A 13,222-nucleotide genomic window follows, 5' to 3' on the forward strand; every position below is an offset into this window, starting at 1 on the left:
GGGTCAGTCGGACACGGGCGACCGGAACAGGCTGCCGCGCTCGACGGCGTCGGTGCCGCCGGACACCTCCTCCGAGACCTGGACCGGCCGCCCGTCGCCGTACACGGGCGTGAGGGTCAGATTGATGCGGTGAGTGGTGGCTCGCGACAGCCCGGCGTTGACGTCAGCCGATACCACCCAGGCCCGGAAACCGCCCTTGGCCGCCACGTCCTTGCGCAGTTCGACCGCGAACTCCATGCCGATGGGCCCGACCTCGAAGCGGAGTTGCTCTCCAGCGCCTTCGGCCGCCGCCCGGACCAGCTCGTCCCGGATCAAGCCCACCGCCCGGTGGAGTTCCAACTCGTCCACTCGCACACCACCTCTCACCGCCGTCTCAGCGGAAGCATGTCGGACGCCCTCTCCCCATGGGTCACGGACCGTGCCCGATGTCCGGAATCCATGGGTGACGGGGCCGATTCCGCATGGACCCCGCCACCACACCACGGGACACGGGCCAGCGCCTGTCCTTCAGCAGGTCGCCGTCCCGCCGTCGGCCGGCCGGGCTTCCGGCCGGCGGAGACGCGGCCGTGCGCGAAGTGCTCGTCGAGACGAGCGGCCTCACTGCTCACCGACAACGTTCCCGGTGTCGGCGAGGATGCGGCGGACAACAGGCCGCAGGACCTCGGCCGCATGCGGGGGGAGCTCGACGCGGCCGACCCGGCCGTTCGGCACGGTGCGGACGTACGGAAAGCCGTACGACGGCTTGCCCTTCGGGCGGCCCGCGGCGCGTATCTTCTCGGGCGCATCGCGGTCGCGCCGGCCGCGGCCACGAGCCCGTCGCACTCGCCCCGGCCCGTCGCGGGGCCACGGGCCGGGCTTCGGACGGGTCGTCGGGGGTCGGTGGCACCGGACGCCTCCCCGGCGTCCGCCCAGTCGACGGTGTGCCCGGCTACGGCTGCGGCAGCCGTCAGCACGTCCTCCCGCCGCCGCTCGGGCGAGGTCGTGGCGGCCTTGACCCGCGACGGCCGGCCTACTCCGAGCAGGCGCTTTCCGCGGCCGTCGTACGGCCGCTCGTTCCCGTCCGCGGTGGTACAGCGCGTCCCTCTCCCGTTCCACCGGAGCGCGAGGAGAGTCGGCGGCCACACCCGGGACGATCCTGATCGGCTCCCGATCAGCCCAGGAAGCTCAGCCGCACCTGCCGCCGCGGGTTGTCCTTGTTGGTGTCGACCAGGCAGACCGACTGCCAGGTGCCCAGGGCGAGGCGGCCGGCGAGGACCGGGAGGGTGGCGTGGGGCGGGAGGAAGGCGGGGAGGACGTGGTCGCGGCCGTGGCCGGGGCTGCCGTGTCGGTGCTGCCAGCGGTCGTCGGCGGGCAGGAGGTGGTGGAGGGTGGCCAGGAGGTCGCTGTCGCTGCCGGAGCCGGTCTCCAGGACGGCGAGGCCGGCGGTGGCGTGGGGGACGAAGAGGTTGAGGAGGCCGTCGCGGCCCCCGGCCGCCTCCGTCAGGAAGTCCTCGCAGGCGCGGGTCAGGTCGGTGACCGTCTCGCGGGAGCCGGTGGTGAGGTCGAGGACGCGGGTGGTGAAGGAAGGTGACATGAGGTCATCCTGCCGTCCGAGGCGCAGGATCGCGCGTCCACGCTCCGAGACGCCGTTGACCGTGTCGGCGGCCGGTCGCTAGGTTCGCGCCATGTCGCGTTCAGCCCTGCTCACCACGCGCGGTCACATCGACCTGCTGCGGGTGGCCTCCGCCGCCTGTTCCACCGGCTGCTGACGCCCTCTTCCCTTCGCCCGGCCCGCTGTCCGGGTGGTTCTTCCTGACGGTCCGCGTCCTCGCCGTACGCGTGTGTCCTCTCCGCGTCGGGCGGCGTCGACGCGCCCGTCTCTCCTCCTTCCTCTCCCCTCTCGGAGTGCTGTCATGACGGTCGGCCACGCGCCACCCTCCCTCAAGACGGATATATCGCTCATATCCCCTGCTTCTCCTGGTTCCGAGCTCGAATCGCTGGTTCCGGTCCGGCGGGCCGGGCGTCGGGCGGTCGTCGTGCCGCGCTGGCTGCGGCGGGGCGTCGGGCCCGTTCTGCTCCTGCTGGTGTGGCAGGTGTCCAGCGCGACGGGGGTGCTCGCACCCGAGGTGCTCGCCTCGCCCGGGACGATCGCGCGGTCCGCCGCCGGCCTGGTGGCGGACGGGACCCTGCCGACCGCCATGGGGGTGTCGCTGCGGCGGGTGGCGGCGGGGCTGCTGATCGGCGGGACGGTCGGCACCGCGCTGGCGCTGCTGTCCGGGCTCTCCCGGCTGGGCGAGGACCTGGTCGACGCCACCGTGCAGATGCTGCGGACCGTTCCGTGGGTCGGGCTGATCCCGCTGCTGATCATCTGGCTGGGCATCGGCGAGGCGCCGAAGGTGGCGCTGATCGCGCTCGGGACGGCCTTCCACCTCTATCTGAACGTGTACGCCGGGATCCGCGGGGTCGACGCCCAACTCGTCGAAGCGGGGCAGTCGTTGGGGCTCGGGCGGTGGGGTCTGGTGCGGCACGTGGTGCTGCCCGGCGCGCTCCCCGGGGCCATGACGGGGCTGCGGTACGCGCTCGCCACCGCCTGGCTGGCCCTCGTCTTCGGCGAGTCCATCAACGCCGACGCCGGGATCGGCTTCCTGATGAACCAGGCCCGCGAGTTCTTCCGCACCGACGTGATCGTCGTCTGCCTCGTCGTCTACGCCTTCCTCGGCCTGCTGGCCGACGCCGTCGTCCGCACTCTCGAAAGGCTGCTGCTGCAATGGCGACCGACCTTCACCGGACGGTGACCGTCCGGGGCCTGACCCGTTCCTTCGACGGCCGACCGGTCGTCGACGGCCTCGATCTCGCCCTGGAGCCGGGGCAGTTCACCGCGCTGCTCGGACACAGCGGCTGCGGCAAGTCCACCCTGCTGCGGGTGCTCGCCGGACTCGACCGGGAGATCTCCGGCACCGTGCTCGTGCCGCGCCGCCGCGCGGTCGCCTTCCAGGCCCCCCGGCTGATGCCGTGGAAGCGGGTCTGGCGCAATGTGCTCCTCGGGCTGCCCGGCCGCCCGGACCGGGACGTCGCCGACCGGGCCCTGGAGGAGGTCGGGCTCGGGCACCGGGCGGACGTCTGGCCCAAGACCCTCTCCGGCGGGGAGGCCCAACGGGCCTCGCTGGCACGGGCGTTGGTACGCGATCCGGACCTGCTGCTGCTCGACGAGCCGTTCGGCGCGCTCGACGCGCTGACCCGGATCAAGGCGCAGCGGCTGGTCGCCGAGCTCTGGCGGCGGCGCGGCTGCACCGTGCTCCTGGTCACCCACGACGTGGACGAGGCGCTGCTGCTCGCGGACCGGGCGCTGGTGATGCGCGACGGGATCATCGCGTACGACACGCCGGTCGCCCTCGACCGTCCCCGCTCCCCCGCCGACCCGGCCTTCGCCGCCCTCCGCGGCCGGCTCCTCGCCGAACTCGGCGTCGGGGACGGCGAATCGGCCGCCGAGCCCCTCGCCGGGGCGGCCGCCGCACCCGACTCCGGCCCGGCCGCCGCGCCCGTGCCCTCCCCCGTGTCCGCCGCCCACCCCCGGGAGAACCCGTGAAGTCGCTCCGTCCGTCCGTCGCCGCGCTGCTCCTGCCGCTCGCGCTGCTCGCCGCCACCGCCTGCACCCCCGCCTCCGGCGCCGACGCCGGGGGGAACACCGACGGCAAGGGCGATCTCGTGCTGAACGTCGGGGACCAGAAGGGCGGCGCCGAGGCCGTGCTGCGCGCCGCCGGGGAGCTCGACGACCTGCCGTACCGGGTGAAGTGGTCCACCTTCACCTCCGGGCCACCGCTCCTCGAAGCGATCAACGCCGGCGCCGTCGACATCGGCGGCGTCGGCAATACCCCTCCGGTCTTCGCCGCCGGAGCCGGTTCGGAGATCACCGTGATCGCCGCCACCCACGGCGATTCGGCGGGCGAGGCGATCCTCGTGCCGAAGGACTCGCCGCTCCGCACCCCGCGCGACCTGAAGGGGAAGAAGATCGCGGTGGCGCAGGGCAGTTCGGCCCACTTCCAGCTGATCGGCTCGCTGGAGAAGGCCGGGCTGACGCTGCGGGACGTCCGGGTCACGCTGCTCCAGCCGGCCGACGCGCTCGCCGCCTTCACCAGCGGGAAGGTCGACGCGTGGGCGGTCTGGGACCCGTACACCTCGCAGGTCCTCGGCAGCGGCTCCGGCCGGGTCCTCACCGACGGGCGCGGGGTCGTCAACGGGCTCGGCTTCCAGGTCGCCGCGCCCGCCGCCCTCGCCGACGCGCGCAAGGAGAAGGCCGTCGGCGACTTCGTCGAGCGGCTGCGGCGCGCCCAGGACTGGGTGTTCGCGCACCCGGAGGCGTGGGCGAAGGTCTGGGCGAAGGAGACGGGGCTGCCGTACGAGGTGGCGCTCGCCGCCGTGAAGCGCAGCAGCGGCACCCGCATCCCGGTCGCCCTCGACGACGCGGCGATCGCCTCCGAGCAGGAGATCGCCGACACCTTCGCCGAACTGGGCCTGATCCCGCGCCGCTTCCGGTTCGCCGACTTCGTCGACCGCCGCTTCGACAAGGACCTGCCGCCGTCGACCACCCCGGCGCGCTCCTACGGAAAGGACGACTGACCCATGACGGTCCACCTGCACTGGTTCCTCCCCACCGGCGGCGACGGGCGCACCCTCGTCGACCGGCACGCCTACACCGACGGCGGGATCGCCCGGAACCGCTCGGGGGCGCTCGCCGGGGTCCGGGCCCCCGACATCGAGTACCTGGCACAGATCGCCAAGGCGGCCGAACGGCTCGGCTTCGAGGCCGTGCTGACGCCGACCGGCACGTGGTGCGAGGACGCCTGGCTGACGACGGTCGCGCTCGCGCAGCACACCGAACGGCTCAAGTTCCTGGTGGCGTTCCGGCCGGGCGTGCTCTCCCCCGTGCTCGCCGCCCAGATGGCCGCGACCTACCAGCGGATCACCCGCGGCCGGCTGCTGCTGAACGTGGTGACCGGCGGCGACTCCGTCGAGCAGCGGCGGTTCGGCGACCACCTCGACCACGACCGGCGGTACGCGCGGACCGCCGAGTTCCTGTCGGTCGTGCGGGGCGTGTGGAGCGGACGCCCGTACGACTTCCGGGGCGAGCACTACCAGGTGGAGGGCGGGCTCACCGCGCTGCCGCCGGACCCGCTGCCGGAGCTCTTCTTCGGCGGCTCGTCCCCGGCGGCCGGTCCGGTCGCCGCCGAGCACGCGGACGTCTACCTCACCTGGGGCGAGCCGCCGTGGCAGGTGAAGGAGAAGATCGACTGGATCCGGCGGCTCGCCGAGGAGCGCGGCCGGACCGTCCGCTTCGGCATCCGGCTGCACACCATCGCGCGCGACACCGCCCGCGAGGCGTGGGCGACGGCGGACCGGCTGATCGCCGACCTCGACGAGGGGACGGTCGCGGCGGCTCAGGCGGTGCTCGGGCGCAGCGAGTCCGTGGGCCAGCAGCGGATGCTCGCCCTGCACCGGGGCGGGGCGCTGGGCCGGGACGAGCTGGAGATCGCGCCGAACCTGTGGGCCGGGGTGGGTCTGGTGCGGGGCGGGGCCGGTACGGCGCTGGTCGGCAGCCACGCGGACGTCGCCGACCGGATCGAGGAGTACCACGAGCTGGGCGTGGAGCACTTCGTGCTCTCCGGCTACCCGCACCTGGAGGAGGCGTACTGGTTCGGCGAGGGCGTCACGCCGCTGCTCGCGGAGCGCGGTCTGCTGGCGACGGTGCCGGCGTCGCCGCTCCTGGCGGGGATCGCCGGCGGGCGCTAGCCGCTGACGGGCAGGGCCGGGGTCCGAGGTCGGGGCGGGGGCCGGGTCGGGGCCGGGGCCTGGTCGGGGGCGGGGGCGGGCCGGGGTCGGGAAGATCCCGGCCCCGGTCCCGGTTGGTAGAAACGTGAACGATTCTGTGGTCGAAACAGCGGTCCGGGCGGTGGACGTCGTCGTGATCGGCGCCGGTCAGGCGGGGCTCTCCGCCGCCTTCCACCTGCGGCGCACCGGCCTGGAGCCGGACCGGGACTTCGTCGTCCTCGACCACGCGCCCCGCCCGGGCGGGGCCTGGCAGTTCCGCTGGCCCTCGCTGACCTACGGGAAGGTGCACGGCATGCACTCCCTGCCGGGCATGGAACTGACCGGGGCCGATCCCGCCCGCCCCTCCTCCGAGGTGATCGGCGCCTACTTCGACGCGTACGAGCGGACCTTCGGGCTGCGCGTGCACCGGCCCGTCGACGTGGCCGCCGTCCGGGAGGGCGAGGGCGGCCGGCTGCGGGTGGAGACCTCGGAGGGGATGTACGCGCCCCGGGCGCTGATCAACGCCACCGGTACCTGGGACCGGCCGTTCTGGCCCCGCTACCCCGGCCAGGAGACCTTCCGGGGACGGCAGCTGCACACGGCGCGGTACCCGGGGCCGGAGGCCTTCGCCGGGCTCCGGGTGATCGTGGTGGGCGGCGGGGCGTCCGCCACCCAGCACCTGCTGGAGATCGCGGAGCACGCCGCCGCGACCACCTGGGTGACCCGGCGCGAGCCGGTCTTCCGGGAGGGTTCCTTCGGCGAGGCCGAGGGCCGGGCGGCCGTCGCCCTGGTCGAGGAGCGGGTCCGGCGGGGGCTGCCGCCGCGGAGCGTGGTCTCGGTGACGGGGCTGCCCCTGAACGACGCGATCCGCGCGGGGCTGGCGAACGGCGTCCTGGACCGGCAGCCGATGTTCGAACGGATCACGCCGACCGGGGCCGTCTGGGCGGACGGCCGCACGGTCGACGCGGACGTGATCCTGTGGGCGACCGGCTTCCGGCCGGCGATCGACCACCTGGCCCCACTGCGGCTGCGGGGGCCCGGCGGCGGCATCCGACTGGAAGGGACCCGCGCCGCCCTCGACGACCGCGTCCACCTGGTCGGTTACGGGCCTTCGGCCTCGACGATCGGCGCCAACCGGGCCGGCCGCGCCGCGGTGACCGAGATCCGCCGCCTCCTCGACGCCGGGCCCGCGCGCACCCCGGAGGCGGTCACGGCGCCGGTCGCCGAAGCGGTCGCCGAGCCGGTCACGGTCTGAGCGAGCCGTCGCGCGGCCGCCCCTCCCTCTCCGGCGGCCGCACCCCCGCCCCGGGCACGTACCGCGAGCCCCCCTCCGGTGCGTACCGCGAACCGCTCTCCGGCACGTATCGCGAGCCGCCTTCCGGCGCGTACCGCGAGCCGCCCTCCGGCGCGTACCGCAGCCCCTCCTCCAGGTAGACGGCGCTCCGGGTGAGGAGGACCTGGGTGAGGACGTCGTGGGCGAGGGCGAAATGCCGCTCGTCCGGATGGGTGGTCAGCCGGATCTCGACCCAGGCGTCGTCGAAATCCACCCCGGTCACCCGGGCCAGTCGTCTGGCCTGCCAGGAGGTGATGGGAGACCAGATCCAGCGACGTCGTCTGAGCTGCTTCATGCGCTGCCCAACGAGTCGACGACCCTCGCGATACCACTCAAATCGGTCGATATCTCTACACATACGGCGGCGCCGCCGGTCCCCTGGGACGGGGAACCGGCGGCGCCGTGAACTGCGAGCGTCAGACGAGCCAGCCCAGGAAGTGGAGGACGCCGGCGAGCAGATCGGTGATGACGTTCATGGTGGTGCTTCTCCTCGTACAGGTGTTTCGTGGGACAGCGCAGTCGCGGTCTGCAGCCCGTCGCTTGCGCACCGTAATCATCCGACGCCGTACGGGAGTTGAGCAACGAATCCGGGGACGATCACACGTTCGTGGGAACAACCGCTCCCACGTTCGCCTGTTCGTCGCGGCGGACCAGGGCGGCGTACGTGCCGTCCCGGGCCATCAGCTCCTCGTGGGTGCCGCTCTCCGCGATCCGGCCCGCCACCAGGACGACGATCCGGTCGGCGTCCCGGACGGTGGAGAGGCGGTGGGCGATGGTGATCGTGGTGCGCCCGGCGGAGAGGGCGTCGATGGCCTGCTGGACCGCTCGCTCGGTGCGGGTGTCGAGGGCGCTGGTCGCCTCGTCGAGGATGAGCACCGGCGGGTCGCGCAGGATCGTGCGGGCGATGGCGAGCCGCTGCTTCTCGCCGCCGGAGAAGCGGTGGCCGCGCTCGCCGACGAGGGTGTCGTACCCGTCGGGCAGCGAGGCGATGTGGTCGTGGATCTGGGCGGCCCGGGCGGCGGCCTCGATCTCCGCGTCGGTCGCGTCGGGCTTGGCGAAGCGCAGGTTGTCGGCGACGGAGGCGTGGAAGAGGTACGTCTCCTGGGAGACGACGCCGACGGCCGCGGCGAGGGTGTCGAAGCCGAGGTCGCGGACGTCGACGCCGTCCAGGGTGACCCGGCCCTCGGTCACGTCGTACAGCCGGGGCACCAGATGGCTGAGCGTGGACTTGCCGGAGCCGGTGGGGCCGACGACGGCGAGGCTGCCGCCGGCCGGCACGGTGAGGTCGATGGAGTCGAGGGTGGGGCGGCCGGTGCCCTCGGGGTCGTACCGGAACCCGACCCCCTCGAAGCCGATCTCGCCGCGGACGGGGCCGAGGCGGACGGGCTCCTCGGGCTCGGTGATGTCCACCGGGAGGTCGAGGTACTCGAAGATGCGCTGGAAGAGCGCGAGCGAGGTCTGCATCTGCACGCCGGTGGAGAGCAGGCTCACGGTGGGCCGGAAGAGGCCCTGCTGGAGCGAGACGAAGGCGACCAGGGTGCCGAGCGATATCGCGGCGCCGCCGGCCTGGAGGGCGAAGCCCGCCGCCCAGTAGAGCAGGGCGGGCATGGCGGCCATGACGATGCCGATGACGGACATCCGCCAGCGGCCGGCCATGGAGGAGCGCACCTCCAGGTCGACGAGGCGCTCGGACTCCCTGGCGAAGGTCTCGGTCAGCGAGTCGGCGCGGCCCATGGTGCGGCCGAGGAGGATGCCGCTGACGGAGAGCGACTCGGTGACGGTCGCCGCCATGGCGGCCATCTGCTTCTGGCGCTGGGCGGTGATCCGCTTCCGCTCGCCGCCGACCCGCCGGCTGATCCAGACGAAGACGGGGAGCAGCAGGAGCGAGAAGAGGGTGAGCCGCCAGTCGAGCGCGAGCATGGCGACCACGGTCGCGACGACGGCGGTGAGGTTGGAGACCAGGGAGGTGGCCGTGGAGGTGACGGTGGCCTGCATGCCGCCGATGTCGTTGGCGATCCGGGACTGGACCTCGCCGGTCCGGGTCCGGGTGAAGAACGCCAGCGACATCCGCTGGAGCCGGCCGTAGACGGCGGTGCGCAGGTCGTGCATGACGCGCTGGCCGACCGTGGTGGAGATCAGGGTCTGGAGCACGCCGAAGACACTGGTCAGCACGGCGGTGGCGATCATGCCGAGGGCGAGCAGGCCGAGCAGCCCGGTGCGCCCCTCGGGGATCGCGGTGTCGAGGATCTCCTTGAGGAGGAACGGGGAGGCGACCGAGACCAGCGAGGCGGCGCCGACCAGCAGGCCGACGAGCGCGAGGCGGGCGCGGTAGGGGCGGAAGAGGGCGAGGATGCGCCGCAGCTGGGCGGGCTCCTTCGGCTGCGCGGGATCGCGCGGCGGGGGTGTCCAGGTGGACTCGTCGTGGGGGCGCATGGGCTCCTTCGAGGGGTTCGGGACGTGCGGGCGCACCTCGCCCGGGGGCGCACCTCGCACGAGGATGCACATCGGACTGTAGCTCACTCTTACCTATGTTCACAATGAACCAGGTCCTGCTATCGTTCCCGCATGAACTCCCCCGCCGTGAGCGCCCCCGACCCCGACGGGCTCCTCGCCGAGCAGCTGCTCCGGCTCACCCGCCGGCTCCACCGCATCCAGAAGCGCCACCTGGAGCCGGTCGGCATCACCCCGGCCCAGTCCCGGCTGCTGCGCCTGGTCGCGCACTACGGCGACGCCCCGCCCCGGATGGCCGACCTCGCCGCCCGCCTGGAGGTCGTCCCGCGCGCCGTGACCAGCCTCGTCGACGGCCTGGAGGCGGCCGGGCGGGTGCGCCGGGCGCCCGATCCGGCCAACCGCCGGGTGGTGCGGATCGAGCTCACCGACGAGGGACGCGCCACGCTGCGGGAGCTGCGCAGCGCGCGCCGGGCCGCCGCAGAGGACATCCTGGCTCCATTGACCGCCGATCAGCGCGAGGTGCTCGGGGATCTGCTGACCGCCCTGGCCGGGCCCGCCCCGGAGGGCGGCTGCTGACGCCGGCGCCCGCGCCGAGGGGAGCCGTGCCATGCCGCTGCTGGAACCGAACCCGCGGGCCCTCGGTCCGGGCCGGAAGCGGGCCCCGGCCCCCGACCGGGTCCCGGACCTCCAGGCGCGGGGCACCCCGCGGCGGCTGCGCGAGGAGCTGGCGGCGCTGATCGGTCCGGAGAAGGTGCTCTCGGGCGTCTCCGACCTGGTGCGGTACGCCTCCGACGCCAGCCCCTACCGGTTCCTGCCGCAGGTGGTCGTGGTCGCCGAGGACGTCGACGACGTCTCCGCCGTGCTGTCCTACGCGCGCGGCAAGGGCCGCGAGGTGGTCTTCCGGGCCGCCGGGACCAGCCTCAACGGGCAGGCGCAGGGCGAGGACATCCTCGTCGACGTCCGCCGCCACTGGGCGGGCGTCGAGGTCCTGGACGGCGGCGCCCGGGCCCGGATCCGCCCCGGCACCACCGTCGTCCGCGCCAACGCGGCCCTCGCCCCGTACGGGCGGGTCCTCGGCCCGGACCCGGCCAGCGCGGTCGCCTGCACCATCGGCGGGGTCGTCGCCAACAACGCCTCCGGGATGACCGCCGGCACCGCCCGGAACTCGTACCGGACGGTCTCCTCGCTCACCTTCGTGCTCCCGAGCGGCACTGTCGTCGACACCGCCGACCCGGCCGCCGACGAGGAACTGGCCCGCGCCGAGCCCCGCCTCCGCGCGGGGCTGCTCGCCCTCAAGGCCGAGATCGAGGCCGACCCGGAGCTCACGGCCCGGATCCGCGCCAAGCACACGATCAAGAACACCAACGGCTACCGCCTCGACGCCTTCCTCGACGGCACCACCCCGGTGGAGATCCTGCGCGGGCTGATGGTCGGCTCCGAGGGCACCCTCGGCTTCCTCGCCGAGGTCGTCTTCGACACCCTCCCGCTCGACCGGCTGGTCTCCACCGCCCTGCTCTTCTTCCCCACCCTGCCCGCCGCCGCCGCGGCCGTGCCCCGCTTCGTCGAGGCCGGGGCGCTCGCCGTCGAGCTCATGGACGGCAACACGCTGCGGGCCTCGGTGAGCGTGGCCGGCGTCCCGGCCGACTGGGCGGAGCTGCCCCGGGACACCACGGCGCTGCTCGTCGAGTTCCGGGCCCCCGACGAGACCGCCCTGGCCGCGTACGAGCGGGCGGCGGACGAGGTCCTGGCCGGGCTCGACCTGGTCGCCCCGGTCCCCTCCGCCGACAACGCCTTCACCCGCGACGCGGGGACGATCGCCCGCCACTGGAAGGCCCGCAGGGCCTTCGTGACGGCCGTCGGCGGCTCCCGCCCCTCCGGCACCACCCTGATCACCGAGGACTTCGCGGTGCCCCCGGCCCGGCTCGCCGAGGCCTGCGCGGAGCTGCTCGACCTCCAGGCCCGGCACGGCTTCGACGCGGCCGTCGCCGGCCACGCCGCCCACGGCAACCTGCACTTCCTGCTCGCCTTCGACGCCGCCGACCCGGCCGACGTCGAGCGGTACGCCTCCTTCATGGCCGACTTCTGCAAGCTCACCGTCGAGCGGTTCGACGGCTCGCTGAAGGCCGAGCACGCCACCGGCCGCAACATCGCCCCCTTCCTGGAGCTGGAGTGGGGCCCGAAGGCGACCGAGCTCATGTGGCGGACCAAGGAACTCATCGACCCCGAGGGGGTCCTGGCCCCCCGGGTCGTCCTCGACCGGGACCCCCAGGCGCACCTGCGCGGCCTGAAGACCATCCCGGCCGTCGAGCGGATCGCCGACCCGTGCATCGAGTGCGGCTTCTGCGAACCGACCTGCCCCAGCCAGGACCTGACGACCACTCCGCGCCAGCGGATCGTGCTGCGCCGGGAGATGCTGCGGCAGGCCGACGGCTCCCCCGTCGAGCACCGGCTCCTGGAGGCGTACGGCTACGACGCCGTCGACACCTGCGCCGGCGACTCCACCTGCAAGCTGGCCTGCCCCGTCGGCATCGACACCGGCGCGCTGATGAAGGAGTTCCGGCACCGGCGGCACTCCCCGCGCGAGGAGCGGATCGCCGCCCTCGCCGCGAAGCGCTTCCGGGCCGTGGAGACCTCGGCGCGGCTCGCCGTGGGCGCCGCCGGGCTGCTGGGCGACGGCTTCCTGGAGCGGGTGACCGGCCTCGCCCGCAAGGCCGTCCGGCCCGACCTCGTCCCCGAGTGGCTGCCCGAGATCCCCGGCGCGGCGCCCCGCCGGCTGCCCCGCACCCACCGCCCGGCGGCCGCCGCCGTCTACTACCCGGCCTGCGTCAACCGCATCTTCGGCAACCCCGAGGGGACCTCCGGCCCCTCCCTCCCGGAGGCCGTCGTCACCGTCTCGGCGCGGGCCGGCCTGCCCGTGTGGATCCCGGACGACGTGACCGGCACGTGCTGCGCCACCATCTGGCACTCCAAGGGGTACGAGGAGGGCGACGCGCTGATGGCCAACCGGATCGTCGAGGCCGCCTGGGGCTGGACCGCGGGCGGCCGGCTCCCGCTGGTGGTGGACGCCTCCTCCTGCACCCTGGGCATCGCCCACGAGGTCGTCCCGTACCTCACCGACGACAACCGCGCGCTGCACGCCGAACTGACCGTCGTGGACTCCCTGGTGTGGGCGGCGGACGAGCTCCTCCCCCGGCTGGAGGCGCGCCGCCGGGTGGGCTCGGCCGTCGTCCACCCCACCTGTTCGATGCGGCACCTCGGCGACACCGGCCACCTCACCGCCGTGGCGGAGTTCTGCGCGGAGGAGGTCGTCGTGCCGGCCGACGCCGGCTGCTGCGCCTTCGCCGGCGACCGGGGCATGCTCCATCCCGAGCTGACGGCCTCGGCGACGGCCCGCGAGGCCGCCGAGGTCACCGCCCGCCCCTTCGACGCGCACCTCTCGGCCAACCGGATGTGCGAGATCGGCATGGACCGCGCCACCGGCCGGCGGTACGCCTCCGCCCTCCTCGCCCTGGAGCGGGCCACCCGTCCCTGACCCGCCGGCCGCCCCGGACGCGCCCCGGACCAGGGGCGTCCGCGCCCGGCCCCGCCCGCGAGCTGGCCGTCCCCCGCTACTCGCAGAACACCCACATCGGCCAGTACCCCGAGTACGACAAC

The 13,222-nt window shown here is 74.3% G+C and carries 12 protein-coding genes; 8 read left to right on the forward strand and 4 right to left on the reverse strand.

Annotation, left to right across the window (positions count from 1 at the left end; all coding sequences use genetic code 11):
• Positions 1-3: 3 nt before the first annotated feature.
• Positions 4-348, reverse strand: coding sequence for a trypco2 family protein (locus AB0E83_RS29780; RefSeq protein ID WP_362118591.1), 345 nt, complete (start codon positions 346-348; stop codon positions 4-6).
• An 802-nt stretch (positions 349-1,150) separates the two neighbouring features.
• Complete coding sequence (locus AB0E83_RS29785) at positions 1,151-1,573, reverse strand: secondary thiamine-phosphate synthase enzyme YjbQ (RefSeq protein ID WP_362118594.1); 423 nt, start codon at positions 1,571-1,573, stop codon at positions 1,151-1,153.
• Between the two features lie 91 nt (positions 1,574-1,664).
• On the opposite strand from AB0E83_RS29785, the gene AB0E83_RS29790 reads away from it, so the two are divergent.
• From AB0E83_RS29790 to AB0E83_RS29815, 6 genes are all read left to right on the forward strand, one after another.
• On the forward strand, positions 1,665-1,748 hold the full coding sequence (locus tag AB0E83_RS29790; protein ID WP_362118620.1) for a putative leader peptide: 84 nt from the start codon (positions 1,665-1,667) through the stop codon (positions 1,746-1,748).
• A 144-nt stretch (positions 1,749-1,892) separates the two neighbouring features.
• Positions 1,893-2,774 (forward strand): ABC transporter permease subunit, encoded by an 882-nt coding sequence (locus AB0E83_RS29795; protein WP_362118597.1) that lies wholly within the window; start codon positions 1,893-1,895, stop codon positions 2,772-2,774.
• The gene (locus AB0E83_RS29800) at positions 2,747-3,565 is read left to right on the forward strand and encodes an ABC transporter ATP-binding protein (protein ID WP_362118599.1); all 819 of its coding nucleotides are present in this window, start codon (positions 2,747-2,749) and stop codon (positions 3,563-3,565) included. Before AB0E83_RS29795 ends, AB0E83_RS29800 begins: the two co-directional genes overlap by 28 nt.
• Positions 3,562-4,596 carry an ABC transporter substrate-binding protein gene (locus AB0E83_RS29805; protein ID WP_362118602.1) on the forward strand — a complete coding sequence of 345 codons (1,035 nt, stop codon included), beginning with the start codon at positions 3,562-3,564 and terminating at the stop codon, positions 4,594-4,596. Before AB0E83_RS29800 ends, AB0E83_RS29805 begins: the two co-directional genes overlap by 4 nt.
• Before the next feature lie 3 nt (positions 4,597-4,599).
• Positions 4,600-5,766 (forward strand): LLM class flavin-dependent oxidoreductase, encoded by a 1,167-nt coding sequence (locus tag AB0E83_RS29810; RefSeq protein ID WP_362118605.1) that lies wholly within the window; start codon positions 4,600-4,602, stop codon positions 5,764-5,766.
• Between the two features lie 160 nt (positions 5,767-5,926).
• Complete coding sequence (locus tag AB0E83_RS29815; protein WP_362118623.1) at positions 5,927-7,039, forward strand: NAD(P)-binding domain-containing protein; 1,113 nt, start codon at positions 5,927-5,929, stop codon at positions 7,037-7,039.
• Here AB0E83_RS29815 and AB0E83_RS29820 read toward each other — a convergent pair.
• Positions 7,029-7,412, reverse strand: coding sequence for a hypothetical protein (locus tag AB0E83_RS29820; protein ID WP_362118608.1), 384 nt, complete (start codon positions 7,410-7,412; stop codon positions 7,029-7,031). The genes AB0E83_RS29815 and AB0E83_RS29820 overlap by 11 nt on opposite strands.
• Before the next feature lie 302 nt (positions 7,413-7,714).
• On the reverse strand, positions 7,715-9,550 hold the full coding sequence (locus AB0E83_RS29825; protein WP_362118611.1) for an ABC transporter ATP-binding protein: 1,836 nt from the start codon (positions 9,548-9,550) through the stop codon (positions 7,715-7,717).
• Positions 9,551-9,682: 132 nt separating this feature from the next.
• On the opposite strand from AB0E83_RS29825, the gene AB0E83_RS29830 reads away from it, so the two are divergent.
• On the forward strand, positions 9,683-10,144 hold the full coding sequence (locus tag AB0E83_RS29830; protein WP_362118614.1) for a MarR family transcriptional regulator: 462 nt from the start codon (positions 9,683-9,685) through the stop codon (positions 10,142-10,144).
• A 31-nt stretch (positions 10,145-10,175) separates the two neighbouring features.
• Positions 10,176-13,100 (forward strand): FAD-binding and (Fe-S)-binding domain-containing protein, encoded by a 2,925-nt coding sequence (locus tag AB0E83_RS29835; RefSeq protein ID WP_362118617.1) that lies wholly within the window; start codon positions 10,176-10,178, stop codon positions 13,098-13,100.
• Positions 13,101-13,222: the final 122 nt, after the last annotated feature.

Source organism: Streptomyces sp. NPDC035033 (assembly GCF_040636735.1).
Lineage (GTDB): Bacteria > Actinomycetota > Actinomycetes > Streptomycetales > Streptomycetaceae > Streptomyces.